The organism is Streptomyces sp. E2N166 (assembly GCF_003671715.1).
GTDB classification, from domain to species: domain Bacteria; phylum Actinomycetota; class Actinomycetes; order Streptomycetales; family Streptomycetaceae; genus Streptomyces; species Streptomyces thinghirensis.
This window is the reverse complement of the sequence record NZ_RAIF01000032.1, coordinates 1,564,819-1,567,523: the sequence shown is the minus strand read 5'-3', so window position 1 is coordinate 1,567,523 and position 2,705 is coordinate 1,564,819. Positions and strand designations below refer to the sequence as shown.

2 protein-coding genes and 1 pseudogene are annotated in these 2,705 nt (G+C 74.0%); all 3 read left to right on the top strand.

Annotation, left to right across the window (positions count from 1 at the left end; translation table 11 throughout):
* Window positions 1-759, top strand: a 759-nt coding sequence (locus tag EBH09_RS34055; RefSeq protein WP_202977440.1) for a polyprenyl synthetase family protein, incomplete at its 5' end; no start/stop codon positions are given.
* A 118-nt stretch (window positions 760-877) separates the two neighbouring features.
* Window positions 878-1,837, top strand: coding sequence for a threonine/serine dehydratase (locus tag EBH09_RS34050; protein ID WP_121750661.1), 960 nt, complete (start codon window positions 878-880; stop codon window positions 1,835-1,837).
* A 301-nt stretch (window positions 1,838-2,138) separates the two neighbouring features.
* Window positions 2,139-2,705, top strand: a pseudogene (locus EBH09_RS34045) (serine/threonine protein kinase); the annotation flags it as partial.

The following is a 2,705-nucleotide window of genomic DNA, read 5'->3' as shown; positions in this document are numbered from 1 at the left end:
GTGCACGCCTTCTCGCTGCTGCACGACGACATCATGGACGGCGATCCGGCGCGGCGCCGCCGCCCCGCCGTCTGGAAGGCGTACGGCACCGGGCCCGCCGTCCTCGCGGGCGACGCGCTGTTCGCCCTGGCCGTCGAGACGCTCGCCGCCGCCCCGGCTGGCCCCCGGACGGTCCGTCTGCTGTCCACCGCGCTGAACGACCTGGTACGCGGACAGGCGGACGACCTGCTGTTCACCGAGCGTCCGTGGACGGGCCCGGAGCGGGTGCGGCCGGACGAGTACCGGGCGATGGCCGAGCACAAGACGGGGTCGCTGCTGGGCTGCGCGGCGGCCGTGGGTGCCGTGCTCGGCGGGGCGCCCCGAGCGACGGCCGACGCCCTCGACCGGGCAGGGCGGCACCTCGGCATCGCCTTCCAGGTCGTCGACGACATGCTGGGCGTCTGGGGCGACCCGGCGGTCACCGGCAAGCCCGCGCACGGCGACCTGCGGGAGCGGAAGAAGACCTTCCCGGTGCTGGCGGCACTCGACGCTCCCCTTCCGGCCGCGCGGCGGCTGGCCGCGTTGCTGGCGTCCGACGCCGCCGATCCCGAGGAGGCCGCCGCCCTGATCGACGAGGCGGGCGGGCGTACGGCCGCGCTGGCCGAGGCGCACCGGTGCCTCGGCGCGGTGGAGGCGGCGCTCGCCGAGGCGGCACCGGGAGCGGAGACGGCCCGGGAGCTGCGGTCGCTGCTGGACTTCCTGGTGCGGCGCGACCTCTGAGCGCCCTTGGCCTGCGACGCCGCCCACCCGCGCCCTCGGCGACGTGTTGACCTTGGGCGCGGCGCGCGAAAGGGTGCGAAAGGGCGCGGAGCACCGCCCGCACGGAAGGATGACTGCCTTGATCGGGATCACCGAGATCGAAGCCGCGGCCGAGCGGATCGCCGGACATGTCGTACGCACGCCGACCGTGCCCAGCCCTGGACTGTCCGCGCTGCTCGGGGCCCCGGTCACCGCGAAGCTGGAGCTGCTCCAGCGCACCGGCTCGTTCAAGGCACGCGGCGCGACGGCGAAGCTGCTGTCGCTGACCGAGGCCGAGCGGGCCGCCGGTGTCGTGGCGGTCAGCGGCGGCAACCACGGCATCGCCGTCGCGGTCATGGCCGCCGCCCTCGACGTGAAGGCCACGGTGGTCATGCCGCGCACGGCACCGGCCCGCTCCGTGGAGACCGCCGAGGAGGCGGGCGCGCTGGTGCGGCTCACCGACGGCATGGACAGTGCCTTCGCTCTGGTGAACCGGCTGCGGGAAGAGGGCCTGACCCTGGTGCACCCCTTCGACGACCCCGTGGTGATCGCCGGGCAGGGCACCGTCGGGCTGGAGTTCGCCGAGGACGCCGGGGAGCTCACCGACGTGATCGTGAGCATCGGGGGCGGTGGACTGATCGCGGGGGTCGCGGCGGCGCTGCGGGCCCTGCGGCCGGACGTGCGGATCTGGGGTGTGGAGACCGAGGGCGCCGAGGCCATGTCGCGGGCGCTGGCGGCGGGCGCGCCGCTCCCCGTGCCCCTGTCCTCGATCGTCACCACGCTCAGCGCTCCGTCCGTCTCGCAACTCACGTACGACCATGTGTCGGCGCTGGTCGGCGAGGTGCTCGTGGTGCCGGACCGGGAGGCCGTCGAGGGTTCGCTGGCTCTCGCCGAGCACGGCAAGGTGTGGACCGAGCCGGCCGCCGGCTGTCTGGTGCCCGCGGCCCGCCGCGTGGTGGAGCGCGTGGGCGACGACGCCCGCATCGGGCTGGTGGTGTGCGGAGGCAACGCCACGACCACCGACATGACGGCGTGGGCGGACCGCTTCGGGCTGCGCTGACCCGGATTTCCCGCGCGAGATCCGCATCTACCGCGGGTTACCCGCAGGTCGGCCCCGTATTTCCGGTGCCACGCGCACCGAGGGTGTAAATGCGGGGCCGAACGGGAGCACGGTGCTGCCCAGTTCAGAGGCAGTGCGCGCCCGCACAGCCGCTTTTCCGGAATTCGCCGTCGCGCACGTGTTCGCCGATTTTGAAGAAGGGTCAGAAATGGCCCGGCCCACCCATTCGTTGAACGCAACACCGCCCGCCGACCGTACCTCTGGGCAAGCTGAGAGCCAGCGGTGCGAACGAGGGATGGCCATGGGCAGGGCGCACGTCTCCACACACGAGTTGGTCGCCGGTCGGTACCGCCTGCTCGAGGTCGTCCACCGTGAGGCGAACCGGGTCTGCTGGTTGGGGGAGGACACCGGGACCGGCCGCCCGTGCCTGGTCACGCAGGTGGGGCTCCCGGAGGAGCAGGCCGGTGAGACCGCCCGCGGGGCGCCCGGCCGGGTGGTCCGCACCTGCGAGACCATGCTGTCGCTGTGCCCAGGGCGGGTCCCCGCCGTGGTCGACGCAGTCGTGGCGGACGGCGCCCTGTGGACGGTGACCGAATGGGTCGGCGGCGTACCCCTCGCCGAACTCCTGGACCGGCAGGGCACGTTCAACTACGTGCGGGCAGCGCGCATCGGCCTGGAACTGCTGGACGTGCTGGAGGCGGCGCACGACCTCGGTGTCACGCACGGCGAACTGAGCCCGGGTCAGGTGTTCGTGCGCGAGGAGGGCTCCGTCCTCGTCACCGGCTTCGGGCTGGCCGGCGCCACCCTCGCGCCGCGGCTCACCGCACCCTCGTACGCCTCGCCCGAGCAGGCCCGCGACGAGCGGATC